The organism is Planococcus citreus (assembly GCF_003664125.1).
Taxonomy (GTDB): Bacteria; Bacillota; Bacilli; order Bacillales_A; family Planococcaceae; genus Planococcus; species Planococcus citreus.
Genome location: NZ_RCCP01000003.1, coordinates 238,094 through 264,567 on the forward strand (window position 1 = coordinate 238,094; position 26,474 = coordinate 264,567).

At 48.9% G+C, this 26,474-nt stretch carries 26 protein-coding genes; 19 read left to right on the forward strand and 7 right to left on the reverse strand.

Annotated features, from left to right (window positions below):
- Positions 1–7 precede the first annotated feature (7 nt).
- From DFR62_RS11310 to DFR62_RS11330, 5 genes are read left to right on the forward strand one after another with little or no spacing between them, the layout of a single operon-like run.
- Positions 8–802 (forward strand): 2-keto-4-pentenoate hydratase, encoded by a 795-nt coding sequence (locus tag DFR62_RS11310; protein WP_121300479.1) that lies wholly within the window; start codon positions 8–10, stop codon positions 800–802.
- Positions 799–1,593: a 2-keto-4-pentenoate hydratase gene (locus tag DFR62_RS11315; protein ID WP_121300480.1), complete on the forward strand. Its 795-nt coding sequence runs from the start codon at positions 799–801 to the stop codon at positions 1,591–1,593. Before DFR62_RS11310 ends, DFR62_RS11315 begins: the two co-directional genes overlap by 4 nt.
- 5 nt (positions 1,594–1,598) lie before the next feature.
- Positions 1,599–1,799, forward strand: coding sequence for a 4-oxalocrotonate tautomerase (locus DFR62_RS11320; RefSeq protein WP_112233143.1), 201 nt, complete (start codon positions 1,599–1,601; stop codon positions 1,797–1,799).
- A complete protein-coding gene (locus DFR62_RS11325) occupies positions 1,796–3,268 on the forward strand; it encodes an aldehyde dehydrogenase (RefSeq protein WP_121300481.1) in 1,473 nt (490 codons plus the stop codon). Before DFR62_RS11320 ends, DFR62_RS11325 begins: the two co-directional genes overlap by 4 nt.
- A 15-nt stretch (positions 3,269–3,283) precedes the next feature.
- The gene (locus DFR62_RS11330; RefSeq protein ID WP_121300482.1) at positions 3,284–5,128 is read left to right on the forward strand and encodes a helix-turn-helix domain-containing protein; all 1,845 of its coding nucleotides are present in this window, start codon (positions 3,284–3,286) and stop codon (positions 5,126–5,128) included.
- Positions 5,129–5,252: 124 nt separating this feature from the next.
- On the opposite strand, the gene DFR62_RS11335 is transcribed toward DFR62_RS11330, so the two are convergent.
- Positions 5,253–5,618 carry a PH domain-containing protein gene (locus DFR62_RS11335; RefSeq protein WP_121300483.1) on the reverse strand — a complete coding sequence of 122 codons (366 nt, stop codon included), beginning with the start codon at positions 5,616–5,618 and terminating at the stop codon, positions 5,253–5,255.
- An 86-nt stretch (positions 5,619–5,704) separates the two neighbouring features.
- On the reverse strand, positions 5,705–6,190 hold the full coding sequence (locus DFR62_RS11340) for a DUF2975 domain-containing protein (protein ID WP_121300484.1): 486 nt from the start codon (positions 6,188–6,190) through the stop codon (positions 5,705–5,707).
- A gap of 343 nt (positions 6,191–6,533) precedes the next feature.
- Here DFR62_RS11340 and DFR62_RS11345 point away from each other — a divergent pair, with 343 nt between their 5' ends.
- On the forward strand, positions 6,534–7,229 hold the full coding sequence (locus DFR62_RS11345; RefSeq protein WP_244201658.1) for an MgtC/SapB family protein: 696 nt from the start codon (positions 6,534–6,536) through the stop codon (positions 7,227–7,229).
- A gap of 24 nt (positions 7,230–7,253) precedes the next feature.
- On the forward strand, positions 7,254–7,712 hold the full coding sequence (locus DFR62_RS11350; protein WP_121300485.1) for a DUF1579 family protein: 459 nt from the start codon (positions 7,254–7,256) through the stop codon (positions 7,710–7,712).
- 108 nt (positions 7,713–7,820) lie between these two features.
- Here DFR62_RS11350 and DFR62_RS11355 read toward each other — a convergent pair whose 3' ends face one another.
- Complete coding sequence (locus DFR62_RS11355) at positions 7,821–8,291, reverse strand: SRPBCC family protein (protein ID WP_121300486.1); 471 nt, start codon at positions 8,289–8,291, stop codon at positions 7,821–7,823.
- Positions 8,292–8,676: 385 nt separating this feature from the next.
- On the opposite strand from DFR62_RS11355, the gene DFR62_RS11360 reads away from it, so the two are divergent.
- The 5 genes from DFR62_RS11360 to DFR62_RS11380 all read left to right on the forward strand — a co-directional run bounded on the left by DFR62_RS11360 (position 8,677) and on the right by DFR62_RS11380 (position 13,092).
- Entirely contained in the window at positions 8,677–9,702 is a 1,026-nt protein-coding gene (locus DFR62_RS11360) for an SDR family oxidoreductase (protein ID WP_121300487.1), read from the forward strand.
- A gap of 139 nt (positions 9,703–9,841) precedes the next feature.
- A complete protein-coding gene (locus DFR62_RS11365) occupies positions 9,842–10,351 on the forward strand; it encodes a pyridoxamine 5'-phosphate oxidase family protein (RefSeq protein WP_121300488.1) in 510 nt (169 codons plus the stop codon).
- 129 nt (positions 10,352–10,480) lie between these two features.
- The gene (locus DFR62_RS11370) at positions 10,481–10,735 is read left to right on the forward strand and encodes a hypothetical protein (RefSeq protein WP_101189719.1); all 255 of its coding nucleotides are present in this window, start codon (positions 10,481–10,483) and stop codon (positions 10,733–10,735) included.
- Positions 10,736–10,963: 228 nt separating this feature from the next.
- On the forward strand, positions 10,964–11,650 hold the full coding sequence (locus DFR62_RS11375; RefSeq protein ID WP_175578522.1) for a FusB/FusC family EF-G-binding protein: 687 nt from the start codon (positions 10,964–10,966) through the stop codon (positions 11,648–11,650).
- Positions 11,651–11,844: 194 nt separating this feature from the next.
- Complete coding sequence (locus DFR62_RS11380; RefSeq protein ID WP_121300489.1) at positions 11,845–13,092, forward strand: AI-2E family transporter; 1,248 nt, start codon at positions 11,845–11,847, stop codon at positions 13,090–13,092.
- Positions 13,093–13,168: 76 nt separating this feature from the next.
- Here the strand turns inward: DFR62_RS11380 and DFR62_RS11385 are convergent, their stop codons facing one another.
- Positions 13,169–14,044 carry a sulfurtransferase gene (locus tag DFR62_RS11385; protein ID WP_121300490.1) on the reverse strand — a complete coding sequence of 292 codons (876 nt, stop codon included), beginning with the start codon at positions 14,042–14,044 and terminating at the stop codon, positions 13,169–13,171.
- A gap of 142 nt (positions 14,045–14,186) precedes the next feature.
- Here DFR62_RS11385 and DFR62_RS11390 point away from each other — a divergent pair, with 142 nt between their 5' ends.
- The 7 genes from DFR62_RS11390 to DFR62_RS11420 all read left to right on the forward strand — a co-directional run bounded on the left by DFR62_RS11390 (position 14,187) and on the right by DFR62_RS11420 (position 24,395).
- Entirely contained in the window at positions 14,187–14,741 is a 555-nt protein-coding gene (locus DFR62_RS11390) for a DUF1697 domain-containing protein (RefSeq protein WP_121300491.1), read from the forward strand.
- A gap of 68 nt (positions 14,742–14,809) precedes the next feature.
- Positions 14,810–15,550 (forward strand): SDR family NAD(P)-dependent oxidoreductase, encoded by a 741-nt coding sequence (locus DFR62_RS11395; RefSeq protein ID WP_121300492.1) that lies wholly within the window; start codon positions 14,810–14,812, stop codon positions 15,548–15,550.
- A 281-nt stretch (positions 15,551–15,831) separates the two neighbouring features.
- Positions 15,832–19,596 carry an AAA domain-containing protein gene (locus DFR62_RS11400; RefSeq protein ID WP_121300493.1) on the forward strand — a complete coding sequence of 1,255 codons (3,765 nt, stop codon included), beginning with the start codon at positions 15,832–15,834 and terminating at the stop codon, positions 19,594–19,596.
- A gap of 4 nt (positions 19,597–19,600) precedes the next feature.
- Positions 19,601–20,341, forward strand: coding sequence for a hypothetical protein (locus DFR62_RS11405; protein WP_121300494.1), 741 nt, complete (start codon positions 19,601–19,603; stop codon positions 20,339–20,341).
- A 126-nt stretch (positions 20,342–20,467) separates the two neighbouring features.
- Entirely contained in the window at positions 20,468–22,402 is a 1,935-nt protein-coding gene (ltaS, locus tag DFR62_RS11410; RefSeq protein WP_121300495.1) for a lipoteichoic acid synthase, read from the forward strand.
- A 154-nt stretch (positions 22,403–22,556) separates the two neighbouring features.
- A complete protein-coding gene (locus DFR62_RS11415) occupies positions 22,557–23,171 on the forward strand; it encodes a DUF998 domain-containing protein (protein ID WP_121300496.1) in 615 nt (204 codons plus the stop codon).
- 288 nt (positions 23,172–23,459) lie between these two features.
- Entirely contained in the window at positions 23,460–24,395 is a 936-nt protein-coding gene (locus DFR62_RS11420) for an acetamidase/formamidase family protein (RefSeq protein WP_121300497.1), read from the forward strand.
- A gap of 64 nt (positions 24,396–24,459) precedes the next feature.
- Here the strand turns inward: DFR62_RS11420 and DFR62_RS11425 are convergent, their stop codons facing one another.
- From DFR62_RS11425 to DFR62_RS11435, 3 genes are read right to left on the reverse strand one after another with little or no spacing between them, the layout of a single operon-like run.
- The gene (locus DFR62_RS11425; protein WP_121300498.1) at positions 24,460–25,170 is read right to left on the reverse strand and encodes a hypothetical protein; all 711 of its coding nucleotides are present in this window, start codon (positions 25,168–25,170) and stop codon (positions 24,460–24,462) included.
- A gap of 1 nt (position 25,171) precedes the next feature.
- Positions 25,172–26,044 carry an ATP-binding cassette domain-containing protein gene (locus DFR62_RS11430; protein ID WP_121300634.1) on the reverse strand — a complete coding sequence of 291 codons (873 nt, stop codon included), beginning with the start codon at positions 26,042–26,044 and terminating at the stop codon, positions 25,172–25,174.
- Complete coding sequence (locus DFR62_RS11435; protein WP_121300499.1) at positions 26,044–26,418, reverse strand: GntR family transcriptional regulator; 375 nt, start codon at positions 26,416–26,418, stop codon at positions 26,044–26,046. The genes DFR62_RS11430 and DFR62_RS11435 overlap by 1 nt, the downstream gene beginning before the upstream one ends.
- Between the last annotated feature and the right edge of the window lie 56 nt (positions 26,419–26,474).

Below are 26,474 nucleotides of genomic sequence, written 5' to 3' on the forward strand. Positions count from 1 at the left end.
TGCTCCCATGGTTGTGATCCAACAGCTTGCGAATGAATTGATCGAAGCAGAAAAAACGAGAAAGCCGATTGCGCCCTTGAGCGAGCGTTTTCCGAACATTACTTTGGATGACGCTTACCAAATCCAATTGCAATACGTCGCAGAAAAAAGGGCGCAAGGGGCCCGCATCATCGGCAAGAAAATCGGTGCGACCAGCAAAGCGATCCAGGAAATGTTCGGCGTCGGCCAGCCGGATTACGGCCATCTGTTCGACACGATGATGTATTCGGACGGCGACAAAGTGCCGCTCGAGCGCCTGCTGCAGCCGAAAGTGGAATGTGAAATTGCCTTCGTCCTGAAAAAAGACCTGACAGGGCCGAATGTGACCCCGCTGGATGTTATCGAAGCGACGGATTATATCGTACCGGCCATTGAAATTATCGACAGCCGGATCGAAGACTGGAACATCCGCTTTGAAGATACCGTATCCGACAACGGCTCGTCCGCGCTCGTCGTCATGGGTTCGAAACCGACGAAGCTCGAAGGACTCGACTTGAGCTGTCTCGGGATGAACGTTTCCCATAACGGTGAATTTCTGGAGTCGGCGACAGGCGCTGCAGTGCTTGGCAATCCGCTTTATGCGATTGCGTGGCTCGCGAATGCCTTGTCAGCTTACAATGTGCCGCTGCTAGCTGGCGAAATCGTCCTGTCGGGGGCATTTACGAAAGCTTTGCCGATCCAGGATGGGGATACGTTCACAGCCGAGTTCGCGCATCTTGGTTCAGTGACGGCAAGCTTTACGGATGGGAGGAACGTTGAATGAAAACCATAACGACCGAGCAAATTGTCGAAGACTTATTCGAGGCACAGCATAAAGTCCAGACTCTGCCGCAATTCGCCAAAGACATCCCAGGGTTTGATGAAGACAAAGCCTATGATGTCCAGGAGTTACTGGTCGAGAAGCAATGCCGCGAAGAAGGGACGAGCGTGTCGGGGTGGAAGCTCGGGCTGACGAGTAAAGCGAAACAGCAGATGATGGGCGTACATGAGCCATCCTACGGGGTGCTGCTGAAAAACATGAGCCTAGAGGAAGGCCAGAGCCACTCGATCGAGCGCTTCATCCATGGCAAGCTCGAGCCGGAATTGGCGTTCGTCTTTAAAGAAGATGTGAAGGGGGAGTACATCACCCCAGCTCAAATCATCCAATCGACTGCCTACGTGCTGCCGGCGTTCGAAGTGATCGACAGCCGTTTCGAAGCATTCAAGTTCACATTGCTCGATGCCGTGGCGGACAATTCCTCTTCCTGCCGGTATATCCTCGGCAACCAATTGCTTGACCCAGCACAGGTGGACATGCGCCTGGGCGGTGTCGTATTCCGCAAGAACGGAGAAGTGGTCGCAACGAGCACGCTTGCGGCTGTCATGGGCAATCCAGCGAACGCTATCGCCTGGATGGCCAACAAGCTCGCGAAACGCGGGCAGTTCATCCGCAAAGGGCAAGTCGTATTGAGCGGAGCCATCACGCAAGCAGTCCATATCGAACCGGGAGATCATTTCACCGCTTCATTCGATGGGTTCGGGACAATCCACACCAGTTTCAAGACAGGAGAGTGAACAGCATGCCATTCGTACAAATCACGATCGCAGAAGGGCGAGAGCCGGAGAAAAAGGAGCAGCTGATCAGCGAAGTGACAGCGACCGTATCCGATGTGCTCGGCGCACCGAAAGAGAATATCCGCATCCTGTTGACCGAAGTGCCGACGACGCACTGGGGCATTGCAGGACAATCGATTTCAAAAAGAAAAGAGGAATCCAAATGACGACGGTAGAAGCGAACGTAAAAGAAGTCCAGCATTTCATCGATGGAGGATATGCAGCCTCTTCAGACAACCAGACCTTCGAGGTAAAGAATCCGGCAACTCAGGAAGTGATCGCTGTTGTAGCCGAAGCGACCGAGGAAGACGTCGAAAAAGTGTGCAAGGCTGCACGTCTTGCATTTGATAGCGGGCCGTGGCGTACGATGGCGGTCGCGGAGCGCTGTGCTAAAATCCGCCGCATGGCAGACATCATCTTGGAGCGCAAAGAAGAAATCGCGCGCCTTGAAGCTTTGGATGTCGGGAAGCCATACAGCCACGCGTTTACGGCTGAAGTGCCGCGGGCAGCGCATAACTTGAAGTTCTTCGCGGATTTCGTCGAACAACGGGGCGGCGAAACCTATCCGATGGAAGACGCTTTCTTGAACTATACGCGCTATGAGCCGGTTGGTGTGGCAGGGCTTATTACGCCGTGGAACGCGCCGTTCATGCTGACGACTTGGAAACTGGGCCCTGCCCTTGCAGCTGGCAACACGATTGTGATCAAACCGGCGGAAATGACGCCTTTGTCTGTTTCGCTACTCGGTGAAATCGCGAAAGAAGCCGGCATTCCGGATGGTGTCGTCAATGTCGTACACGGCAAAGGCAGCGTAGTGGGCACAGCCGTTACGAAAAATACCGACGTCGATTTGATTTCTTTCACAGGGTCAACTGCAACGGGGAAAGCGATTATGCGCAACGGGGCCGACAGCTTGAAAAAGTTCTCCTTTGAACTTGGGGGCAAAGCGGCTAATATAGTATTTGAAGACGCTGATTTGGAAAAAGCCATTCCGGTTTCGATCCAAGCGGCATTCCTGAACTCCGGGCAAGTATGCCTCGCCGGTTCAAGAATCCTCGTCCAGCGGTCGATCTTGGATACATTCATCGAGAAATTCAAAGCTGCAGCGGAAGCACTTGTGGTCGGCGATCCCCAGGCAGAAGAGACGAAAATGGGGCCGCTGGTCAGCGAAGAGCATTTCAATAAAGTGAAATCCTATTTGGACATCGCGAAAGAAGAAGGTGCCCAGCTGGTTACAGGAGGCAGTACGCCGGACCTTGCTGCACACATCCAAAACGGCTATTACCTGCAGCCGACAGTTTACGTGCACGACAATCCGAAAGCGCGAATCTGCCAGGAAGAGATTTTCGGGCCGGTCGTGACGATCATACCTTTTGATACGGAAGAAGAAGCTTTGCAAATTGCCAATGACACGGATTATGGGCTTAATGGAGTTGTCTGGACGGAGAATTTGAAGCGGGCGCACCGCATTTCACACGGCGTACGGGCCGGCACGATTTGGGTCAATTGCTGGTTTGTCCGGGATCTGCGAGCACCGTTCGGCGGATTCAAGAAAAGCGGAATCGGCCGTGAAGGCGGACACCATAGCCTCGAATTCTTTACGGAAGCGAAGAACATCTGCATTGCCTTGAACTGAAGGGTGGCGAAGTGAATGGTACACAACATGACTCCTATGCAAATGATGTGGGGCAGCATGGACAAAAAGCAGTCCCGTAAATTTCCTGAAGACCGCCCCGTGGAATTTCCACGGGCGTCTTTTGCCAGTTGGCAGCTGCAATTGATAAAGATGTTGGGATTGGAAAAAGTGAAAAAAAGCTTTTTCCAGTTTGGCTGGTCGCAAGGGCGCGATGCGGCACTTGCCGCTAAAGAACAACAGGATATGGACATTCTGGGGCTCATTTTTCATGGTCCTGCTATCCACGAAGCCTGGGGACAGGCGAATGTCAATGTAGACGTCAAGCAAGTGGAGATTTCGGGAGATCAAGTGGCATCCATTTTGCTGAAAGGGAGATGGCACCATTCTTTTGAGGCGGAAACTTATCGGGATGAACAGCTGACAACTGTCAAACCGGTATGCTATACATTATGCGGCTTTGCCAGTGGATATATTTCAACCTTGATCGGCAAGGATGTCTTTTTCAAAGAATCGGCTTGCGAAGCTTGTGGGGATGAATCTTGCGAATGGGAAGGCAAATTGCTCGAAGAATGGGCTCCAGCAGAATACGAGCATTTCATGGAAATCGGGCCAACGGAGGAGATTGTTCCGTTTTCCCAAGTGGAAGAAGAACGCAACCGCCTGCAGATGGTCATCGATATCCATAATGAATTAACAGATGAATTGATCCGGTCGAACCAATTAAAAAACATTTTGGGCATACTCAAAAAACACATAACAGAACCGATGATTGTCGAGAATACAAAAGGGCAGATCATCGAGTTCGAAAATATTGACATGGGGGCATTAACGCATTTACAAGCCCCGTTCCATAAACGGCTGAACGAATGGCCGATCCAAAAAACCGAGTTTCTTCAATTTGAACATTCGAGCCGGCTTTCGGCTCCCATCTATATACAGAACCACGTTATCGGTTATTGTTCATTCGTCTATGGGCACGAAAGGTCAGCACCGCCCGAAATCGACAGGATGCTGCTGGGCCGATTTGCGTCGATTTGCGCTTTGGTGCATCTGAATAATAAAAACATCATGGAAGCGAATGTTAGGACCAAAGGGATATTGTTCGAGAAGATGCTGATGGACGGGTTTGAGTCGAAAGAACAGATCGTCCGCGAGATGAACCTGCTTAATATCGACGTGTCCGGCGATTACCATGTCGCGTATTTGGCGCTCGGCTATAACGAATTCAACGAAGAAGGCAATTTGTCGATGTTCACTAATATTTACGAAGAAGTGATTCAGTTTTTCCAGGAGCGCGATTATGAAGTGCTCCAAGTCCAACGCGCGAATGGCATCTTATGCTTTATCCCGGAATCGGCTGAACATACGCTCATGCACGGCGGGCCGCAGCAGTTTCTGAAGCGGCTGCATAAAGCGCATTCGAAAATCAAATGCCAGGTCGGTGTCAGCTCGACGAGTCGTGACCTCGATCAGGTAAGCGACCGGATGAGCGAAGCGATGACTGCTGCACGCTTCACGACCGAACGTGAACCAACAATGAATTTCAGGGAGCTCGGTATTCTTGGCATCCTCATCCATTCCCAGGAAGAGCAGGCGATCCGCAAAATTGCTGAACTGCAATTAGGGCAATTGTATGGGGAATCCGAACAGCAGAAAGATTATATGCATACGCTATATGAGTTTTTGATGAACGGCGGCAATCTGGAATTGACATCAAGCAACCTGCAATTGTCCGTCAGCGGCCTCCGGTACCGAGTCAACAAAATCAGTGAAATCGCCAATCTGGATCTGCGCGATTCCAAAACACAATTCGATTTGCTATTGGCATTGAAAGCACTGAAAGTCATAGGGGAATTTTAAGGGTCTGGGGGAATTTTCTTCTAGGCTTTTTTCTTATGCTTATTGTTGAAGAAGCAATGTATCGGAGATATGAAAGAATAGTAAAACAGCCCCTTTCTTGAAGAAAGAGGCTGTTTTACTGAGATTAAAGAATCGCTTCCGCAATAATCTTATCCAGTTTGCGGATATCGACTTTCTTATTCAAGTTCAGTTTGAAGTTTCCGGCTCTTGTCCAAAGCTGGATTTCCGCATTGGCATCGAAGGTACCGGCATTTTCGGTCGAGTACATATTGATCGAAGCGAATGGGATGGTGTAAACTTCAACTTTTTTTCCGGTCAAGCCTTGCTTATCGGAAATGATGATGCGCTTGTTTGTTACGACAGCGGTATCGCGCACGGTTTTATAGGCGACTTTTGCTTTTTCGCCGTCCACCAGCAAGTCCTTGACCGAGTCCGGCACATCAATTTCCTGCAGGAAGGTCCAGCCCATCATTGCGTTTAATTCTGCCATTTGAATTCCCCCTCATTATTGTTGATACCAGTATGGCATATGTCGGAAAAGGGGGCTATAAAAATGAACGCCTATTCGATTGGAACTCAGGCGGTCAAATCCTTATTGGATTTCATTGCAATCGCATCTTTCAGCAATTCCCTCAGCAATTCGGCAAAAACGGCCACGACTGCAGAAGCGAATGTGCCAACAACTCCGAGCGTGATGATGTGTGTGATGTCATCATCGACGAACAAGATCGTAGCCAGTTCGAGGAGAACAATAAAGAGGACGATTGCAAGGGCGCAATACTTGATGATAGTCAGTGCCTTAAGTGCTGTATCCGAAAAAACATCGCCACGGTCGACGTAACTGAGCAGCTTGAACGTTTGGTAGAACGCGATCAGGACGGGGGAAAAGAAGAGATAAGCCAATATCAAAAAAGGATGTTGAAGATACGCTGTCTCCGGATCCTGTGCTGCTTCTGTTTCAGCCATTTCAGGTAAACCGAACACATATAAGGCGATCATCCCAGCCGTCATCAGCAGCAGAACCCCTCTCAAAAAAAGCGTGGACGCGCGCTTTGCTTTCATGAAAACCCCTCCGTTCAGACTACTTATATTGAATTTACCAGATGATTTATCGATTATCAATAAATATATATCGATATTAAATAAATTTATGCTTTAGATAAAGCATAGATTTCCGATGTAATGACTCCTTCGAGAGGAGATATTCTAATTAAGTATCGGGAAATAGAATATCAATGCAAATAGAAACTTAGAGATCCATTGTATGGCTTGCCTAGCTGGCGTCAAATTACCCAGGCATTTCTAATTTGGGATGGTAATGACTATACATATGCCATAAAGAATGAATCAGCTCTTTAAGGGGTATAAAATGATAATAGACTCCATAAGTATCGGAGGGATGAATGTGGATTTTTTACCAGATGATTATCTCCTCATCACTTTACGGCTTATACTGGCTGCCCTATTAAGTGGACTTATCGGGATGGAAAGAGAAATGAAAAAACAGCCTGCCGGACTTCGCACACATCTTTTGGTTGGCATCGGCGCCTGTTTGATGATGCTGCTTTCCATCACCGGTTTTGATCATTTCTTGAAAAATAGCACCGGACCAATCCAATTCGATCCTAGCCGTATTCCATCCTATGTCATCAGTGGCATCGGTTTTCTTGGAGCGGGCACTATTATCGTCCATGGGAAATCGGTAAAAGGTTTGGCAACAGCGGCTTCAATCTGGGTTGCTGCAGGCCTTGGTCTGGTGGTAGGCATTGGGATGTATTACGTAGCTGTGTTAGCTACTTTTATTGTATTGGTTGTCCTGTTTGTGCTTGGAAAACTAGAAAAAAAGTATATTCCTAGCTCTAAGCAAAGACAAATAACGGTAATAGCCGAAGATAAACAAGAAAGTTTTTCAAAGATTAGCCGTGCTTTTGAAGACCACCACTTGATTATCATCGACTTTCGTATCGAAGATGGAGCGCTATACGGCAGTAAAAATATTTCGAAATATATTTTTTCGATAGAAGGTGGAGAGACTGGCCGAGAAATGGAGCTGGTCAAGGACTTACAGAAATCAACAGCTGTCATAAAAGTGATTACTTAATTCATTTCTGGAGGTGACTATACAATGCCGCCATCGACACGGAAAGAAATGATGGCTCGTCTGGATTTCTTTGTCGGGACTTGGGCAATCGAAGTTTATCATCCGGAGCTTCAACCAACACCGATTACAGGTGAGGCAAGTTTCGAGTGGCTAGACGAGAGATATGTCGTTCAACGCACACAAATCGATAAGCCTGAATTTCCAAGTAGCATGATCATCTATGATTGGGACGATGCGAAAGGGCAATACGTGCAGCATTATTTTGATTCGCGCGGCGTGACGCGTTTATACGAGATGAGTTTTCAAGAAGGCCTTTGGAAATTGTGGCGAAACGAGCCCGATTTCTCGCCGCTCGATTTTCATCAGCGGTTCAGCGGTATAGTGAATGAAACAGGAAACCTTATTGAAAGTTCTTGGGAACAATCAGCAGACGGTGTTCATTGGCAGCATGATTTCAGGCTTAACTATAGAAGAAAACCTTAATTAGACGAAAAAAAACAGCTGCCCATTGGGATGGATTTTCCATCCCAATGGGCAGCTGTTTTAAATTGGCGAATGCCAAGATCAGTTGGCGGATCGGCGAACGGGGTTTCAGTCCGCATTCATACTGTAAGTGTCGGACGTTTCGCAGACGGCTTTTAAATTGTTCAAGGTTTGCTCCATCGAGTTGTTCATCAATTTTTGGATGATGAGTTTATTGGCGACCTTGCCCACCAATTTACCAGGCAGTTCATAATTCATGTCCAAAGAGATTTCGACGCCCTTTCTTTCCGGGATATAGGTCCAGAATTGATCGGACGTGATCGCTCCTTTGACGGTGCCTCTCCATGTATAGCCGTTGCCATCTTTGCCCGTTTCCACGACTTCAACTTCAATCGGCAAGTGCATTCCGAGCATCGTGTATTTCATGTTCATGGTCGTGCCGGTCTCTCCTTGGCCAACCAGGTTTTGGGGTTCCGAAAGGCCGACGTACCATTGGAACCAATCGCTCGGGTTGATTGCGTAATGGTAAACTTCATCAATCGGCCGGTCAATATAAACGCTTTTTTTGATATTCCACATACCATGCTCCTCCTCGTTCGTGCTCCGGGTACGGGAAGTGAGGATCGAATCGTTCTTCGCCTCATAGTTTTGAAACGGTGCGGGAAATCTTGATGCCTATTTCAACTGATGTCGCCAAAACAATCGCCAATTCTTCAAACAAAATGAAGTGAATGCAAAGCGAAGGGAAGTAGAATGAATTCGTGTTCCAATAAATTAGGCACTACTATTATATAGCAAATGAAGCTAAATTACAATAAATAATTAGAATATTCAAACTAAATAAAGCTGCGCCAATTAATATCGAATCCAGAGAGGAAGGAATTTGAAAATTTTTTGGCGAATATGCTTGAAGAGATGGATTTTGAGCACTTGGGCTATAAAAGTAGTGACAGGAGGAATCGCAATGAAAATCCTGATTCTCGGCGGCACCCGGTTTTTAGGGCGCTTTCTCACAGAGTCGGCGTTAAAGCGGGGGCACAAAGTCACGCTGTTCAACCGTGGAAAAGAAAACCCGGAACTTTTTCCGGAAGTAGAGAAATTGACCGGCGACCGTGGAGGCGATTTGTCTGCGCTTGAAAAGGGCGAGTGGGACGCGGTCATCGATACATGCGGGTTTGTGCCGCGTGTGGTCCGTGAATCGGCGAAGCTTCTCGCAGGTCGCGCTGGACATTACACCTTTATCTCCAGCGCTTCTGTTTACGATGAATTGGAAAGCCCAGGTATCGGTGAGCATCATCCCGTCGGCCAGATGTCTCTGCCGGATGCGGAAGAGATGACAAAAGGCAAGACCAATCGGCCGAATAATGAATACTATGGCGAACTGAAATTCTTATGCGAGCAGGAAGTGGAGCAGCAATTTCCCAGGCGCTGCCTCATCGTCCGCCCTGGGCTGATTGTCGGGCCATATGATTTCACGGGGCGATTCAGCTATTGGATCAATCGCGTGGCGAAGGGCGGCAAAGTTCTGGCGCCCGGCCGTAAAGACAAACGTATCCAATTTATCGACGTCCGGGATTTGGCGGAATGGATCATCGGCATGGTCGAACAACAAAATAGCGGCATTTTCAATGCGGCGGGGCCCGAATCGCCCTTGACGATGGAAGCCTTTTTGGACGAATGTAAAAGAGCATTGAAGAGCGATGCGGAATTTGTGTGGGTGGATGAAGCGTTCCTCCTTGAAAACGGGATCGGCTATTGGATGGAGCTGCCTTTATGGATACCAGATAGCGAGCAGATGGAAGGCTTCCTGTCGCTTAATATCGATAAAGCGCTTGAGACAGGGCTCACGTTCCGCCCGCTTTCAGAAACGATCCGTGATACGCGTGAATGGGAGCTCAGGCACCAAGCTTTGGAGCGTAAAGCAGGGCTTGATGACGATAAGGAACAAGCGGTGCTGGGAGAATGGAAAGCAAGAAAGGCGAATACGTAAATCTCGACATGTTTATGACTGGATAAAGCGCATACTTTTTCAGGGATTTCTTCCAAAGTTTAGCGACAATTCATTGCGGGAAACTAAGAGACTGTACTTAATTAATCGCAGGTTACTAGTTGAATGGAGGAGATACAAGATGGCTGAACAGCATACACGTGAAGAAGCAGTGGAAACAGTCAAAGATCTTATCAAGGATATTAAGGTTGCGATGATGACGACAGTCGTGGACGGCAAGCCCGTGTCGCGGCCGATGCAAACGCAGGAGACCGAATTTGACGGCGATTTATGGTTCGTGACCTTGAAAGATACGGATAAATACGACGAGATTGCATCGAATCCAACCGTTAATTTGGCATATGCCGGAAAATCCTACGTCTCCATCAGCGGGACGGCTGAATTTATGGAAGACCTGGAGCGCAAGAAGAAATATTGGAACCCGATCTTCGATAAAATGCTGGAGACCAGCTACGATGACCCGAATGTAGTGCTGATCAAAGTAACACCGGAAACTGCGGAATATTGGGAGTCAGGCAATACGCTGAAAACCGTGAAGAAGTTTGCGCAAAAACTGACGAGCAAAGATTCCGTAGGTGATAATGACGGTGAACTGAACGACACCGTCGATTTTAACAAGCCAAATAAATAATTGAAATTACAGATTAAACAGCATCCGCTTCTAACGGATGCTGTTTTTTATTGACGAACTATTATGATAAACTTAAAGAAGAAATGGATGATAGTGGAAGATAAGTCGGATTTCCCAAGGAGGGCTTAAATGAAGAAAAGCTTCGAATTCACACATGAAGGCCGACATATCGTCATTGAAAATCGATGGTTTGAAGGCGAAAAGTTATTCGTGGACGGCCAATTGCAGGATGAAAATCTGGGGCTCAGCTTTGGCGGAGAGTTGAACGGCAAACTGAAAACATCCGAAGGCATAAAAGACTTGAAAGCCACTGTCGGCGGCTTTTTTACGATCGAGTGCAAAGTGTTCGTCGATCATCAATTGGCTTACTCCAGCAAGGCGTAGGCAATTCAATAGCTTAATTTGAGATGAGAAAAAATTACAGCGAAAGGGGTGATATCAGATGGCAATCCGTAATCAATTGTCAGCGTCAGGAACAACTCACGCAAAGCCTGTATGGAATGGCGATCCTTTGTGTGGGGCAAGCAAGAACTGAATCGCCCATCACGCGTCATTTCAGCACATGGCTTCCTTATTAAATAAAAGAATCTACTTTATAAGGAGTGTCTAACAATGACGCAAACAGAACAGAAACGTGCTGAGAACAACATCGTCGGTGGACGGGTGGAAGCATTCATCCGCAATGACCAGTTTAACTTTATCAAAAACCAGGCGAAAATCCTGGTCAATGGCAAGGCGGCGAGCAACGACCGGGAAGTAGTGGAGGTGCTGCGGCATTTGGCGCAGGAAAAGGTTTTCGGCTTGTTTCCATTAATTACTGAAGAACAGTCGTCGCTGCTTTCGCCATTGACGGCCATAGCAGATCAAGCGCAAGCTGATACTTATTTGGAGCAATTGGAAGCTTATCTTGTGCCCTTTAAACAAGTGTCGCTTGCTGGATTGAAGAAGCTGTTTCCAAAAGCGAAAAAGCTCAAAGGCCCGAAGCTTGAATCACTGGACTTTACACGCATATCCTATCTGGGGTGGATTGAAAGCTCGAATGTGATGTACTTGGTAACGGCACAAGACGGGCAGTTGCAGGGAATCCACGGCAGCTTTACGCGCAGTTCGAAACAAGGCATCTGCTCGATCTGCAACCGCCACAGTGAGGTCGGCATGTTCATCGCGAAAACGAAAGGATCCACCCAGGATCAGTTCATCAAGCGCGGCAATTATATTTGCCAAAACAGCGAAACCTGCAATGAACACATCGATACCTTGGAGCGTCTGGATGAATTCGTCGGACGGCTGCAAAAATAAATGACCCAAAAGCTCTCCAGCAAATGCTGGGGAGCTTTTGTCTTAAAAAAAGTTCTGATTCTCAACGGCCGGAGCGGTGTGAAATGGCAGGGATGGGGGTACTTTATCTGTAATCACGAACTCTGCCACTGCTGCCGGCGCACCGTGTTTGGTATAAGCCAAAACCAATTGTGTTTTTGGAGAGGGTGGGTTCGATGGGACCGGAACAGAATAAAACAGCGTTCAGCCTTGCAGCTTCCTGGTTCATGAAGTGGGTGCTGAACAATAAAGCGGTCTCTGTGCTGATCATTTTGTTATTGATTCAATTGAACATCCTATTGGTGCCGAGAATCAGCTTCATTTTCGAGCCGCTTGTGGCCTTGTTCGGCGTCATGGGCTTGCCACTCATCATGGCAGGAGTCCTGTATTATCTGCTCAATCCGTTGATCGACTGGATGGAGTCGAAGAAAATCCATCGCATCGGGGCGATTTCGATCGTTCTCATTGCAATCATTGGCCTGATTGTCTGGGGCATTGCCACTTTGATCCCGGTTATCCGTGAGCAGACCATCAGCCTGTTGGATAATTGGCGTGAGTATGTGGACCGTTTCATCGCACAAGTCGACGCGTTCTTCCAGAATGATTTGCTGTCGAGGCTTCAGACGCAATTGACGGGAGGCGAAGGCGATTTATCGACATCGATTACGGAGCAAGCCGATGAAGTGGTAGGGACGACTGTCAGCGGCATCGGCAATGTCTTCGGCATTGTGTCGACGACGGTACTGGCGTTGATCACGACGCCCTTCGTCTTGTTCTATTTGCTGAAAGACGGCCATCATCTGCCGTATCACATCATGAAATTCGTGCCGTCGCGCATGCGGGAGCAGACTTACCGCTTGCTGCGTGAAATGAATATGCAGATCAGCCAATACATTCGCGGCCAGCTGCTCGTCGCATTCTTTGTCGGTTTGATGTTCTGGATCGGTTTAAGCATCATCGGCCTCGAATACGCATTGACGCTCGGCATACTGGCAGGCGCGTTAAACCTGATTCCGTTTTTGGGAACGTTTATCGCCGTCATCCCAATCGCCGTCATCCCAATCGTCGTCATCGCCATCGTGTTGCATTCTCCGTTGATGTTGTTAAAAGTACTGGCTGTCTTCACGATTGAACAAACGCTGGAAGGGCGTGTGGTGCAACCGCTCGTTCTTGGAAGCAGCTTGAATATCCATCCGGTCACGATCATCGCGGTTCTTTTGACAGCTGGGAGTTTGTTCGGGCTGCCGGGAGTGATACTGGGCATTCCAGCTTATGCGGTGCTCAAAGTGATCTTGGTTCACTTGTTCACATGGTACCAATCCTATACCGGCATGTATGCCGATGATTACAATCCAGCACCGAAGCCTTTGGTTTCCGAAAAGAAAAAGAAAAAGCTGCTGAAACGTAAGAAGAAAATCGAGTAGTTTCCAACGGACGATGGATCGGTCGCGCAGGCAAAAAAACTCCCAGCCAACGAAGTTAGCGGAGAGTTTTCCTGTATTAACGAGTTTCGCTTTTGATGACCGGGCAAGACGGGTCGCTTGTCCATTCGTTCATGGAGCCGTCGTATACGGCCACGTTGGGCTGTCCGAGTTTATTCAACATCAAGGCGTTCCACGTTGCCGCGATGCCGCCTCCGCAATATGTGATGACTTTTTTGCCGGGATCGAGTGCGCCGGTCTGTTCAAAGGCAGCACGCAGTTTTTCATCATCGTACAATGCTTTTGACTGTTCGTCTGCATGAACGCCGAAAAAGACGTTTTGGCTGCTTGGGATGTGGCTGCTTTCGTATTCTTCCGGCGACAGGCTATCGATGAGAATGGTCTGTTCGTCATCGATGGCTTTTCGGACGTCTTCTTTCGTGGCGAGCATATCACTGCGACGCTGCCCTGAGAAGCTGGCTTTTGGATAGAACGTTTGGTCTGTTGATAAGTCGCGGCCTTCCGCCTGCCATTTCTGCAAACCGCCTTCTAAAATGGCGATTTGGCCGAATCCTTCGTAGCGCAATTGCCACGCGAGTCGCGAAGCCCAGTACGAAGCGGCAACCGATTCGCCGACGAGTGCGTTTTGATCATAGACGACGGTGCGTGTGCCGTCGCCGATGCCGAGCTCGGTCATTTTGCCGATAAATGCGTCGCGCGGTGGCACCGTGAATGGCAAATCCGATTCGCTGTCCGTCAACTCCCCGAGCAAATCAGCATACACGGCGCCCGGGATATGGCCTTGTGCAAAGGACTCTTTGCCGGATTCGACTTCCGGCGGCCCGCCGGCTTCCGGAAATTTCATGAATACCGTGGCATCCACAATCCGTAAATCAGGATCATCCAAATGCTCGGCTAGCCAATCGGTTGTCACGATTAATGGAATATCATTCATCTAAGAACTCCTCCTTCGTGTAGTTGTCTTTACTGTACGCCTTGTATGAGAACTCCGTCAAAAATTAGGTTTCTAACAAAACGGATAGTATGACGACCAGCTCCATTTGCTAGTCCGCTATTTTTCAAAAGGGGAGATGTCCATGATCTATGCAGCGCTGTTTCGCGGAATCAATGTCGGCGGCAACAATAAAATCAATATGAAAGAACTGAAAGAAGCGTTCGAACAAGCAGGCATGTCGTCGGTCAAAACGTATATTAATTCAGGGAATATCGTCTTCGAAGACGCCCGCAATAAAGAGCAAGTGACGTTTGTGTCTGAACAGGCGATTTTTGAACATTTCGGACTGCGCATCAAGGTGCTCGTTTATTCATTCGACGAATACAGCCGTATTGCACAAGCGGTCCCGCCGAAATGGGCCAACGATGAACGCTTGAAAAGCGATGTATTGTTTTTATGGCAACAAGTCGATGATGAAGGCGGGCTGGAGCAATTGCCCTTGAAGCAAGAAATCGACCGTGTACAATATGTGCCCGGAGCAATTCTTTGGTCGGTTGATCGAAGGGATGTAACCAAAAGTGGAATGGCAAAAATCGTCGGGACCAAGCTGTATAAACTGGTCACCGTCCGCAACGTCAATACTGTCCGAAAGATTTACAATTTAATGAAGGAACTGGAAGAAAAGTCACCGAAATAACTTATTAATTGATGGATAATTCTGATAAGATGAATATGATACAAAATTTGGAATTGGAGGCGATCAGGATGGATTTGGCAGGCAAAGTGGCAGTGGTGACAGGCGGGGCTTCCGGCATCGGGCTCGCGGCGGCAAAAGCATATTTAGCGAAAGGCGCAAAAGTAGTCGTTGCCGATTTTAATGAAGAAGGCGGCAAACAGGCGGCAGAGAGCTTGAAGAACGATGGCGACATCCTGTTCATTAAAGTGGATGTAGCAAGCGAGGATTCGGTAAAGGAGATGATCGATTTCGCGATCGAACAATTCGGCACAATTGATCTTCTCGTAAGCAACGCAGGCATCGGCGCGTTGACGGAGACACACGAGCTGAGCTATGAGGATTACCATAAAGTTATCGCAGTCAACCAGGACAGCATCTTCTTTGGCGCGAAGCACGCAATCCGTCATATGATGAACAATGGAGGCGGCGCCATCATCAATACTTCATCGATTCTGGGAAGTGTCGGCGAAGGAGCAGCATTTGCCTATAACGCATCAAAAGGCGCGGTTAACCTCATGACGAAATCCCTGGCGCTCCAATATGCCAAGCACAATATCCGCGTCAACGCTGTCGCTCCGGGCTATGTCGAATCCGGCATGGTTAGCCGTGAAGCGCTCGGCGAAGAATTCTACGGACAGCTGGTCAGCAAGCATCCAATCGGCCGTCTCGGAAACGCGGATGAAATCGCCCACGCGATTATTTTCCTTAGTGAAAATGACTTCACCACCGGCACCACCATCCTGGTTGATGGGGGCTATACCGCGCAATAACCGTGAATGCAGTAGCAGTATTCGAAAACACCTGTGCTTTGGATGGTTCGTCCAAGACATAGGTGTTTTTTTGATTTCCTCGGTGACGTGGAAGTTTTATCAGCGCTTGGCGAGTGGAAACTAGGTGAGGCAAAAGAAGGGTTTCCGGTAAAATACATAAGTTCAGAAAACATAAAGGCCCTGCAGGTGATATGATTAGAAGATACGATCGACAGCGAAAACCCGAAGAAACCAGCCGGGCTATTCGGCTTTTTCAGTTTGGCGGAACAGGTGATGACACAATGGCAACGCAGACAAAAACATACCAGACGTCTATACGTCTAACTAAAACCGCATCGGAAAAGATGAGAGGGTTCGGCATCAGCGAACGCTCATTTTTTATGGCGGACAAACCGTTTCAAGTATTTCTTGAACGCTATCCGTCGACCGCGGATGGCTCTCTTTCGGTTGCGCTACTGTTCAGTGCAGAACAGACAGGGCGGCTGACGAACCAAGCGTCAGGGCAACTCGCTGTGCTTCACTGCGTGTTCGCCAACCATCAATTATTGGTGACCAACGTGACGCTCAGAAAAGCCTATCAGGCGCTCGGCACCAATTGGCAGCGCGAGGAATCAATCCAATTCAATAACTCGCGCGAGCCGGTGCCGGTGGCGTTCATGAATTTGATCAACCGGATGACGCCAGCGAAAGAGCGTTCGGATTACGTGAAAAAGCGCATCTCGAGCTGGGAAGGTTATTTGAAAATCCAGGAACAGGGCATGGATATTCCCGATATCAAGACAGGTTATTCGAATTTAGCGTTCAGCCACGACTTCAGCCGCATCACCTTGACGGGCTGCCGCATGGACGACAAAGAATGGAAAAACCTGCGCAATTTGAGCGTCCGTTTGACCGGCATCGACGGCGATGTCGGCAGTGTCCTCAAGACGAAAAACCGCGCGATCGAAATCGAATTGAACCCATACATCATCAAGCAACTGCGCGAAAAAGCGCATGCTCTTCATAAGAAGGAAGTCGTGTTCAGCAATTTCGCGGCACTCAGCCAAATCCGGAGATTGCGCCAGGGCTTCACCAATCTCGAGAAAGGCCTCGCGGTCAATCCCCAGCTCGATCGCCTATTATTTGAGGAGCGGCCGAATGTGGCGCCGCTAAAAGAAATGCCAAAGCTTGAGTTCCACAACCGCTTGAATGAATTCCAGCAGAAAGCGGTGACAGGGGCGATGTCAGCGGAAGATTTGTATGTCATTCAAGGGCCTCCCGGAACCGGCAAGACGACGGTCATTTCGGAAATCTGCCTGCAAAATGCGAAAAAAGGCTTGCGCACGCTCGTTGCTTCCCAGTCGAATCTGGCAGTCGATAATGCGCTCGGGCGTTTGCTTGCCCATAAAGACATTCGCATCTTGCGCGTCGGGCGCACCGAAAGCATCGAAGAAGACGGACAGAAATTCATCGAAGAAAATGTCGGCCAGTATTGGAAAGACCACACCTTAAAAGAAATCACGGCGCAGTTCGAGGCGCGTGAAATTCGCGAACAAGAAGTCGCCCACAAGCTTAAAGAAACGCAACAAGCCTACGCGGAATTGCAGCCGGTTTTTGAAAAATGGAAGCAAGCCGTGGAAGATAAAAAGACAGCCCAAGCGAAACAACGCGAATTGCAGTCATCCATCGAACCGTTGCAAAACAAAACCCGGGCATTCGAGCTCGAACAGCGGCAAGCAAAAAGCCGCAAGCAAAGTATTCAAGAGAAAATGGACGCTCTGCAAACGGCAATCGATAAAGCGCAAAGTTTGATCGATAGCGGGCATGGGCCCGAATGGTTTGAAAAACAACAGCAGCAAACAACTGAAACGATCGAGCAACTCGAACGCGTACGTGAGTCCACTCAGCTTAATGAAAAGTTGTCAGCACTCCGCCGCGAGATGGCATTGATTGAAGAAAAACGCGATGAAGTGATGGCGAAAGCTAAGGAAAAGCAAGCCGTGCTCGAAACAGTCGAGAGCATGAAGAAAATCGACAGCTTGCTTGATGTGATGAATGAACAACAGATCGAAGAAGTGCCGGCAATCACTTTCTCACTCAGCAAACTCGATATGATCCGCGACAAGATGGCCGAGCGTAAAAAACTCGAAGCCTATAATACCAGTGTCACTTCAGCGATCGGCTATGTCGAGAAATTGCTCGGAGGTTCTGGCATCGATGCGGCGCAAGTGAAAGAACGCGCCTTGTTGCAAGCGGAATCATTCACCTCGGCCAATATCGATGAGTTTCTTGAAAAGCTGCGCGGTGTGCTGAAAAATTCGCAGCACATCGATTCGAGCGTGCTCACGAAAGCACTGAGCGGCTTATACAAACGGCAGAACGATGTTTGGCGGAGAGGCGCGATGCTAAAAGCCGCCGATGTTTATATAGAAGAGTCGCAACGTGCATTTGGCCAATTGAAAAAAGCGCTGTACATCGAACTCGAAAAGCAAAGGCAGCGCTACCTGGACTTGGACGAACGGGGGCTTGAGCAGTTCGAACGGCAGCGTGAAGAACTTTCGCGCATCGAACAACGAGTGGCCAGTTTGTTTGTCTCGATTGAAGTACCGGAAGATATCGGACAGGCGATTGCCGATCACGAAATGCAATTGACGCAGCTACGGAAAGACCAAAGTGATTCGGTTCAAGCGGCAGCAGATTTGGAGCAGCAGCAAGCCCGTTTGCTCGATGAACAAACAGCATTTGAGAAAGCCGAACAGCGAATCGTGGAGATTGTAGCGCAACTTGCCGAAGCGGTGCGGCGTCAAACAGAGAAAGAGCAGGAACTTCAAGCTTTGGAAACCATTCTTTCAACGGATCCAGAAGCAGCGTACGAAGAAACCGCGAAACAACTCGCCAGTTTGTCATTCGATGTGGAATCGCTCAAGCAAGAGCAGAAAAACTTCCCTTTATTGCAATCGGTGCAGAAGCAATGGATTGGGCTGCTCGAGTCGGCGAACGAGCACGATTTGGATGAAATCCGCAAACTGTATATCAAACACGCCAATGTCATCGGAACGACTTGCGTGGCATCAGCGCGCAAGGATTTCCAGGACAATTATCCGGTATTCGATGTTGTTATCGTCGACGAAGTGTCGAAAGCGACGCCTCCTGAACTATTATTGCCGATGCTCAAAGGCAAGAAAGTCATTTTGGTCGGGGATCATCACCAATTGCCGCCATTGCTCGGCAACGATACATTGGAAGAGACCTTAGAAGAAATGATTAAAGAGGGCAGCGGCTTTGAAGAAAAGCGTGAACTCGAGAAACTGCTCGAAGAATCGCTGTTCGAACGCTTGTATAAAAACTTGCCGGAGACCAACAAGACGATGCTCGCCATTCAGTACCGCATGCACGAAGACATCATGAAAACGATCTCGCCGTTCTACAAAGACGAGAATGTCCAATTGCAATGCGGCTTGGCTGATTCAGACAAAGAACGCGACCATTTCCTTGAGTCGGCATCCGTCAAACGCCATAACCACTTGATGTGGCTCGATTTGCCGAACGAACCGGCGTATTTCGAGGAGCGCATGAGCGGCGGGAAAAGCTTATTCAACCCGTCGGAACTTGCAGAAATCAGCCGCCTGCTGGCGGAACTTAACGATGCGGTGGCCGAAGCGAAAGCGGCCGGACGGATTCCATCGGATGAGCTGAAAACGGTCGGTGTCATTTCATTCTACGGCGAACAAGTCAAACGGCTGCAGCGCATGATCGACCAGGAAATGCGCTTGCCGCATCTACTGATCCGCACCGGCACGGTCGACCGATTCCAAGGCAGCGAAATGGAGATTATCCTCCTGAGCATGGTCCGCAATAACCACAATGACCGCGGCGATATCGGCTTCGCGAAAGATTACCGCCGATTGAACGTCGCGTTGTCGCGCGCCAAGCAATTACTCGTGATGGTCGGCAGTTCCGCGATGTTCACACAGCGTGCAAAAAAAGAACAGACAAAACGGATGTATCAGCATGTGCTCGATGTGGCCGAACAAAAACAAGGCGTAAAAGTGCTGCAGAAGGGGTGAACAAATGGACAAACTGAATAACAGGCTGCGTTCGGAAGTGGCGTCGAACAAAGACGTGACGATCGTTAAAGAACTTGCGTGGCATGTCCCGCTAGTTTCCTATGACGTGTCGTTTGCACGCGTCAAGCGGCTCAAAATGGACATTTTGATGAAGATGCTGCTGCTGGCGTTTCAAGAAGCAGACATCCGCCGCCCTGCAGCGCTTGCTGAGATGCTGTTTGTCGAAGAGCTGTTCATCCGCGATTTGATCGATAAAATGCACAGCACGCAGCTAATCCGCCTCGACGCAAAAGGCTACCGGCTGACCGACAAAGGCCATGGCCATTTGGAAAAAGGCATTTTCGAAGAAGCGATGGAAGACGATGAAGCCATCGTGTCCTTCAGTGCCGTGCACGATAGTTATGGGCTGTTAGAAGATGTGCTTGAAGAAGGTGGGCAAAACTTACCCTCCTACCGTTACGCACTTAGCCGGAATGCTGATACCGAGCGCATCCATGAGCTGCTGACGGAAGAAAAAAACAGTGCAGAAGATGGCTATCAAGTGATCGTCTCGGACGTTTCATCTTGTGAAGAACTTGGTACCGAACACATCCCGTGCATCGAGTTTCAATTATACGACCAAAAACAGGACCTCTTCTACGCGCGTGTCTGGAATTCCCGGCTTGGCGCATGGGATGGAGTGCTTGAAAAACAGATCGAAGAAAAGGAACTTGTCGAATGGCGCGAAGCGATGAAAAATGCGTAACCTTCCTAAAAAACCGCTTCAAACTTTGAATTCCCGGAAAATGGGAGTACAATAGAGTTTGTTTCTTTAAAGGCAGGTACGTTAGACTGCTTTCAGATAATCGATGATGAAAAGGTGTAATGCAAAATGAAAAATAAAATGAAAATGAATAGCTACATGCCCTTATTTCTCGTGGCAGTTGTCATGTTGTGGGCGAAAACCTATATCTCGCAAAAAACCCAATTTACGCTGGAAGTCGAAGGGGCGCTGCAGGAATTCTTGCTGGCGATCAACCCTTTAGGCTCGGCGCTGTTATTATTGAGTTTCTCGCTGTTCTTCAAAGGAACTCGGAAATACTGGGCGCTGCTTGTGATTTATCTCGGCATGTCGATCCTGTTGTATGCCAATGTCGTCTATTACCGGTTTTTCAGTGATTTCATCACGTTGCCGACTTTGTTCCAAACGCAGAACTTCGGCGATTTGGGGGGCAGTGTCCTGACCTTGATCCAACCGATGGATTTCCTGTTCTTTGTGGACGTCTTGATCCTCGGCGCATGGGTAATTTCCAAGCGGACGGAAAAAGACATGCGCATCATCAAAAAGAGAATGGCCTTGCCGATAATTGCGGCGGCTTTGTTGATTTCCCTCTTTAATTTGTCGCTTGCGGAATCGGACCGCCCGGACCTTTTGACACGCGGCTTTGACCGCGCATACATCGTCAAGTATTTAGGGATGTATAATTACGCCCTATACGACACGGCGGAGACCTTGAAAGCTTCTTCGCAGCGGGTTATGGCGGACAGCGACGACAATACGGAAGTGTTGAACTACACGAAATCTAATTATGCGAGCCCCAATGAAAAATATTTCGGTGCAGCGGAAGGCATGAACGTCGTCTATTTGCACCTCGAATCGTTCCAGACGTTCCTGATGGATTATGAACTGGACGGGGAAGAAGTGACGCCGTTCTTGAATTCGATGATGGATGACCCGAATACGATGTACTTCGATAATTTCTTCCATCAGACAGCGCAAGGTAAAACTTCGGACGCTGAATTCATGCTCGAAAACTCCCTATTCGGCTTGCCGAAAGGATCTGCGTTCATTACGAAAGGGCAGAACACGTATCAATCGGCTCCAGCCATCTTGAAAGATGAAGGTTATACATCGGCTGTGTTCCATGGCAATAACGGGACGTTCTGGAACCGCTCTGAAATCTACAAGTCTTTCGGCTACGACCATTTCTTCGATATCGAATCGTATCCGAATACGACCGAAGCGGATATGGCAGAATACGGCTTGATGGATAAACCGTTCTTCGAGCAGTCGGCACCGATTTTGGAATCGCTGCCGGAACCGTTCTATACGAAATTTATCACCGTGGCGCATCATTTCCCTTATAAAATGGACCAGCAACTGGCGACCATCGAAAAAGGGACGACAGGCGATGCGAGCGTCGATAATTATTTCCAGACGGCCCGTTATGCTGACGAAGCGATCAAGCAATTTTTCGAACAGCTTGAAGCGTCCGGTCTTGCGGACAATACGATGATCGTCATGTACGGCGACCATTACGGCATTTCCGACAACCACAACGAGGCGATGTCTGAGGTATTGTCAAAAGACATCACGCCGGTAGAGAACGCCAAGCTTCAGCGCGTGCCGTTGTTCATCCACGTACCGGGCATGGAAGGCGGCATCAACGACACATATGGCGGCCAGATTGACCTGCTGCCAACAGTGATGCATCTGCTCGGTGTGGAAACGCAGAAGTACGTGCATTTCGGTACCGATCTATTGTCGGAAGAACATGAAGAACTCGTCATGTTCCGCAATGGCGATTATGTCAGCCCCGATGTCTATTCCATCGGCGAAGCGTTCTACGATCCCGAAACCGGCTTGCCGCTTGAAGAACAACAGCTCGAACAAGCCGAGACCTTGAAGCAGCACGGTAGATACGAATTGCAGTTGTCGGACCAAGTGGTCAACGGCGACTTGTTGAGATTCTATACGCCGAACGACTTCACGCCAGTCGACCCGTCGGATTATTACTACCAATCCTCGACAGATATAAATCAATAAGAACAGAAGATGCCCGCGGACCAGAGCTTTGGTTCACGGGCATCTTTTTCTATGGAATGATATTTCTGAGTTGTTGTATTGGCAAATGGGGTCAAACGGGCGATAATGGCAATAATTCATATGGACGGAAAAACCTGAAAAGGAGCTGTTCAGCATGGCACAGAAACTGACGATTTTCGGAGCAATCGCTGTGTTTTTATACGTTCTCCATGTTCTCCTGGGAGGTTGGTTATGGGAAGGCTACAGCCATCTTCATCAGCCAATTAGCGATTTGACGGCTCAAGGGGCACCGGACCGGGGAATGCTGACAGTTATTACGGTTTTATACGGCATTTGTTCGATTAGCTTTGCTGGTAGTGCTTATCTTGTTTTTCGACGATTTGCTCCAAAGCTGGTGCGCGTAGGAATGCTGATTTTCCTAGCGATGCATCTAGTATCCATTAGCTACGGCTTGTTTCCACAAGATGCGGCAGGGGCGCCGATGACATTTATCGGCGTCATGCATTTGGTAGTCACCGCCTTGATTGTTCCCTTAACGATTCTTGCGCCGCTTTTGGTCGGCATCGGGCTTCGGAAAGACGCGAATTTCAAAAGGTATGGGAATTATTCCCTGGCTACAGGCATCTTCATCCTGATTGCCGGCGGGACGACCGCGGTTTTCTTCGCACAAGGCTGGCCGTATTTCGGATTGGTCGAACGACTCAATATCGGTGCGCTGCAACTTTGGATGCTTGTTACTTCTCTTATGCTTTTTACTATGAAAGAATAAGATTAAGCTGAATCCCGTCATCAAAGGAGTCGACATCTTATGTTTTCACTATTTAAAAAGAAATGCGCAGTGTGCAAACAGAAAGCGCGTGAACCGCGAAAGTATTTTGATGACCACAACGAGCCGGTTGTCGTCTGTGCCCAGTGCGTTCTATATGCAGAAAGGCGTGCATTTCGGAAACGCAGCGCTTAAACAGAAACCTGCCATACAAAGCGGCAGGTTTTTTCTGTCAACATAGTTTTGTGACGCTATAATCAAATGAAACCGTGTATACGGAAGGGGAAACTCATGAACCATAAAATTGAACTCAAATCCGAAAACCTCCATTCTTCATTCAATAAAGATTATGCACCGATTTTGTCGATTCAATCAGGCGATACCATCGAAGCCAAGACGCCGGATATCCAGTGGGGCTATTCGGCTCATGCAGGCGAAGAGCGGGTGATCTACAGCTCGCGTGAGAACGAAGAAACGCTTGGCCATCCACTGATTGGGCCGATTGCGGTCGAAGGCGCGAAGCCCGGAATGGTGCTCGAAGTGCGCATCGACGAAAATAGGCCGGGCTGGTACGGGCGCAATTGGGCTGGCGGCACACCGGCTTGGCAAAACGAGAAACTCGGCATTGCAAATAGCGAACGCCTGCAAGTGGACTGGACACTGGACCGGGAGCAAATGACCGGAAAATGCACCTTATCCGGCAAGGAATTCAGCGTTGCCTTGTCGCCGTTTCTCGGGCTCATCGGCCTTTCGCCAGGAGAGGTGGGCACGCATCGTACATCACCACCGTACCGAACAGGCGGCAATATCGACTGCAAGGAACTGGTCCGAGGCAGCTCGTTGTTTTTGCCGGTTGAAGTCGAAGGAGCACTATTGTCGTTCGGCGATGGGCATGCTGTGCAAGGAGACGGAGAGAATTCGGGGACGGCGATCGAATGCCCGATGGATCATGTCCAGTTGACGGTTGTGCTGCACGAAGACATGGAACTTCATATGCCGAAAGCGAAGACGCCTGCGGGCTGGGTGACGTTCGGCTTTGATGAAGACTTGAACGAAGCGGCTGCAACCGCGCTTGATGAAATGGTCGGTTTGATCCAACAGTTTCATTCACTATCGAAAACGGAAGCGACCGCGCTCGCGAGTGTCGCTGTCGACTTGCACGTCACACAGATCGTCAACGGCGTCAAAGGGGTACACGCCATTTTGCCGCACGGGGCGATACGCTAAGTATTAATAAAAAAGCTGTTCCAGAGATGATTGACATCGTCTCTGGAACAGCTTTTTTGAGTACTTACATTTTAATCGGCACGCGCTTCGTCAGCAATCGCATCAAGGAAAACAAAACCAAAATCATTGTCGACGATCCGAGCGCGGTCAGCCAGAAATCCACTTCGAGCGGATGATAAGTCATCCATCCGACCACGTTGCTCGCAGGCTTCCATAGATAATCATTCAGGCCGAAGACGACGAACGACAAGGCGATAAAGGCGAAACCGGCGATCCAGCCAAAGCGGTAATAGCCGATGCTGATGAGCCAGCCGGCTAAAAAGAAAGTCAAAGCGTTTAGGAACAGCGCAATCGCAGCAGCAACCCAACCGCCTGTTGTCTCGAAAGCAGAGGCCGTATCCAACTCGACAGGCAATGAGATCGTTTCAGCAAGCAAATGTTGAAGCCCATTGACGATGAGTGGCACGAGCGTCGCGAATAATGCCAGTCCGGTGGCGGCAAGCGCAGTGCCGATATAAGAATCCCGGCGGCTGATGCCTTGTTGGATATGCCGGCTCATGAATACATAGGCCGCCATGATGCCGACAACTAGCATGAAAATGTTCACAGAATACTGGGCGAAGATGAAGAAGCCTTCTATTTGGTTGGTGCTTCCATTCAGCCAAAATACTCTTACCAAATGGATCGTGAAAAGGATGGAGAAGAACCACAAACTCCATTTGAACATATCGGAAAAGACCGCGGCTGCAACTTTCTTATAGCGTGCAGAAATCATGTTAACTCGCCTCCTCGGTTAAGTGGATGAATAGATCTTGAAGCGCAACTGGCCCGATTTCGAGTCCCATGGTATGGGCTTCTTGGCGTTTCAATTCGTCGAGTTCCCCGTAGATCATCACGGATTTCGTGCCGCCGAGTTGCTGTGCGTTCAATTGCTTCATATCTGCCGTGAACGCATCGACATCACTTGCTGCGCCGGTCACCGATGCCCCCCGTGCTTCGAGTGTTTCAAAAGGTTCATTCAATACAAGCTGGCCTTGGTCGATGATGACGACACGGTCGAACAAATAATCCATCTCCGACACTAAATGGGTCGATAGGATAAACGTTCGCGGATGTTCTTCCTGGTCCTTCAAGATCTCTTTATAGAAGATCTCGCGTGCCGGCGCGTCCATGCCGAGATAGGCTTCATCGAAAATCGTGATGGGTGCGCGGCTGGCGAGGCCGATGACGACATTCAGCGCCGACTGCATGCCTTTCGATAATTTATTGACGGATTTATCGATGGGCAACTTGAAACGCTTGATCAAATGCTCCGCATAATCCATGTCGAAATGAGGGCGGTAATGGGAAGCAAGTGCGATCAATTTCTTCGCTTTCTCGGTTTCTTCCTTGTAGTCCTTATCGTAGACGAACGCCACTTGTTCCATTTTCTCCGGATTTTCGAACACCGGGGAGCCGTCGACGAGCACTTTGCCAGACGTAGGTACGCGGAAAGCAGCAATCAACGACAATAGAGAAGTCTTGCCTGCACCGTTTCGTCCAATTAAGCCATGGATTTTCCCGGCTTCGAGTGTGAGCGATACGTCTTTCAAAGCTTCAAATTTCTTGAATTTCAATGTTACGTGATCGAGCTGGACTGAAGCTGCCATCATGCATCACGCCCTTTCGTGGATTTGATCAATTCGATGATTTCCTGTTCGGTGATGCCGAGCTTTTCCGCTTCCTGCACCAGGCGGGTGACGTAATTGTCGACAAATGCCTTTTTTCGCTGCTGGACTAAAGTGTTCTTTGCGCCTTCTGCTACAAACATGCCGATCCCTCGCTTTTTATAAAGTATTCCTTCATCGACGAGCTGGGTGATGCCTTTTGACACGGTGGCGTGATTAATCTTGTAGAAATTGACCAATTGGTTGGTGGATGGGGCTTGGTCGCCTTCTTTCAATTGATCGTTGACGATTTGGTCTTCGATTAATTCGCGGATCTGTAGGAACAATGGCTTTGTCGGATCGGATGGGTTGATCATGAATACACCTCCTAGGTTGGCTTGGTTTAATGGTTATATACTTATGTGTATAACCA

Coding starts and splice junctions, on each gene's coding strand:
- DFR62_RS11315 (WP_121300480.1), top strand. CDS start 799: ATGAAAACCATAACGACCGAGCAAATTGTCGAAGACTTATTCGAGGCA.
- DFR62_RS11365 (WP_121300488.1), top strand. CDS start 9,842: ATGGCTGAACAGCATACACGTGAAGAAGCAGTGGAAACAGTCAAAGAT.
- DFR62_RS11330 (WP_121300482.1), top strand. CDS start 3,284: ATGGTACACAACATGACTCCTATGCAAATGATGTGGGGCAGCATGGAC.
- DFR62_RS11435 (WP_121300499.1), bottom strand. CDS start 26,418: ATGATCAACCCATCCGATCCGACAAAGCCATTGTTCCTACAGATCCGC.
- ltaS (WP_121300495.1), top strand. CDS start 20,468: ATGAAAAATAAAATGAAAATGAATAGCTACATGCCCTTATTTCTCGTG.
- DFR62_RS11350 (WP_121300485.1), top strand. CDS start 7,254: ATGCCGCCATCGACACGGAAAGAAATGATGGCTCGTCTGGATTTCTTT.
- DFR62_RS11390 (WP_121300491.1), top strand. CDS start 14,187: ATGATCTATGCAGCGCTGTTTCGCGGAATCAATGTCGGCGGCAACAAT.
- DFR62_RS11395 (WP_121300492.1), top strand. CDS start 14,810: ATGGATTTGGCAGGCAAAGTGGCAGTGGTGACAGGCGGGGCTTCCGGC.
- DFR62_RS11340 (WP_121300484.1), bottom strand. CDS start 6,190: ATGAAAGCAAAGCGCGCGTCCACGCTTTTTTTGAGAGGGGTTCTGCTG.
- DFR62_RS11320 (WP_112233143.1), top strand. CDS start 1,599: ATGCCATTCGTACAAATCACGATCGCAGAAGGGCGAGAGCCGGAGAAA.
- DFR62_RS11415 (WP_121300496.1), top strand. CDS start 22,557: ATGGCACAGAAACTGACGATTTTCGGAGCAATCGCTGTGTTTTTATAC.
- DFR62_RS11425 (WP_121300498.1), bottom strand. CDS start 25,170: ATGATTTCTGCACGCTATAAGAAAGTTGCAGCCGCGGTCTTTTCCGAT.
- DFR62_RS11420 (WP_121300497.1), top strand. CDS start 23,460: ATGAACCATAAAATTGAACTCAAATCCGAAAACCTCCATTCTTCATTC.
- DFR62_RS11430 (WP_121300634.1), bottom strand. CDS start 26,044: ATGGCAGCTTCAGTCCAGCTCGATCACGTAACATTGAAATTCAAGAAA.
- DFR62_RS11385 (WP_121300490.1), bottom strand. CDS start 14,044: ATGAATGATATTCCATTAATCGTGACAACCGATTGGCTAGCCGAGCAT.
- DFR62_RS11310 (WP_121300479.1), top strand. CDS start 8: ATGGTTGTGATCCAACAGCTTGCGAATGAATTGATCGAAGCAGAAAAA.
- DFR62_RS11400 (WP_121300493.1), top strand. CDS start 15,832: ATGGCAACGCAGACAAAAACATACCAGACGTCTATACGTCTAACTAAA.
- DFR62_RS11355 (WP_121300486.1), bottom strand. CDS start 8,291: ATGTGGAATATCAAAAAAAGCGTTTATATTGACCGGCCGATTGATGAA.
- DFR62_RS11370 (WP_101189719.1), top strand. CDS start 10,481: ATGAAGAAAAGCTTCGAATTCACACATGAAGGCCGACATATCGTCATT.
- DFR62_RS11380 (WP_121300489.1), top strand. CDS start 11,845: ATGGGACCGGAACAGAATAAAACAGCGTTCAGCCTTGCAGCTTCCTGG.
- DFR62_RS11375 (WP_175578522.1), top strand. CDS start 10,964: ATGACGCAAACAGAACAGAAACGTGCTGAGAACAACATCGTCGGTGGA.
- DFR62_RS11335 (WP_121300483.1), bottom strand. CDS start 5,618: ATGGCAGAATTAAACGCAATGATGGGCTGGACCTTCCTGCAGGAAATT.
- DFR62_RS11360 (WP_121300487.1), top strand. CDS start 8,677: ATGAAAATCCTGATTCTCGGCGGCACCCGGTTTTTAGGGCGCTTTCTC.
- DFR62_RS11405 (WP_121300494.1), top strand. CDS start 19,601: ATGGACAAACTGAATAACAGGCTGCGTTCGGAAGTGGCGTCGAACAAA.
- DFR62_RS11325 (WP_121300481.1), top strand. CDS start 1,796: ATGACGACGGTAGAAGCGAACGTAAAAGAAGTCCAGCATTTCATCGAT.